General features: G+C 58.3%; 1 protein-coding gene. It reads right to left on the minus strand.

The genetic code is table 11. The features are described from left to right. Positions 1-520: 520 nt before the first annotated feature. Positions 521-946 carry a type IV toxin-antitoxin system AbiEi family antitoxin domain-containing protein gene (locus JT360_RS33125; RefSeq protein ID WP_352129006.1) on the minus strand — a complete coding sequence of 142 codons (426 nt, stop codon included), beginning with the start codon at positions 944-946 and terminating at the stop codon, positions 521-523. Positions 947-1,159 lie beyond the last annotated feature (213 nt).

The raw sequence follows: 1,159 nt of genomic DNA on the forward strand, positions 1-1,159 counted from the left end.
GGAGGTCGGCCGAAAAGACTGGAGTAGAGGCTGCCAGAAACGCAGCGGAACAGATGAGCGCGAATTTCATGCCGTCGTCTCCAAATCACCTAACCTATAGCTTTGAGCATTCTCTCACCAAAAGTCTGCGCTATTCTTGCAACAAAGGGGAAATATTTACCCCTCGATCCGCCTGAAAAGAGGGCGTCGGTCGCCCGCCGGCCTAACGGCTCTCGCGTTCGAGCCTCTCCCTTCTCGAAAGCAGCTTCATGTCGCGATTGCGCTCTCGCTGCATTCCTTCGTACTGGAACGCACTGGTCGCTTCGCGCCCTGCGCCCTCCCATGCAGGCGCCATCGAACAATCCGTTCGCACCTAGTGCATTCGACCATGATCCGGTCCCAATCAGGGCTCAGGCGCAAGATCCTGGCCGTAGTGCAGCAGATGGCGGCGCTCACGGCAGCCTGCTTCCTGTCGCTCGTCAGATGTAGTGAGCCAGTTCGACGGACACCTACGGCCTCCAGACCATCTATTCGGCGTTGCTCATCCTTCTTGCGCAGATTCGACAAACCGACATAGCCCGGTCCCATCTGCCGAGCGATAGATACCGTAGCGGACCTTGATGAGCAGCCCTTCGTTACACATGCGGGCCAAATAACAGCGGGGAACGCCGATGTCGGTGAAATCGCGTGTTCGCATCGTTCCTCGTTCGCGAACGAGAGCGACTGCTCGGTCCCTAAGGGACGGTTTCGGCCCACCGGCCACCAAGAAGCGCTCCGCGCGCTCGCGGTCACGCTTGCGAACCTTCACGGTGGGCGGTGGCGTGGATTTGAGGGGAATCGGCAGTTCATAGTTCGTAGATTCGTTCGGCCGGCGGGAGCCACTATCACCAGAAAAGTCTTGAAGCCCAAGAATTGCGAGGGTTTCCGCTTCCTTTCCGCTTCCCCAGAGATACACCGCGCGATACACTGCGGGGTATCCGCGACGATCCCCAGGCGGAAACCAAGGCAGAGTTCAAGCGCGTCCAAACTGCGAAGCTGGTTCATAAGATGTCGTCAGGAACGCACAAACAATGGGGAAGCGGCATCGGCACGACAGAGTTGCACGTCTAAGGCCTGGCGCCACAACCTACTGATGCCGCTTCGGTGTTTTGCGCCGAACTATCGTGGAACATTGTTGCGC

The organism is Mesorhizobium sp. dw_380, assembly GCF_018588885.1.
In the GTDB taxonomy this organism is placed as follows: Bacteria; Pseudomonadota; Alphaproteobacteria; order Rhizobiales; family Rhizobiaceae; genus Mesorhizobium.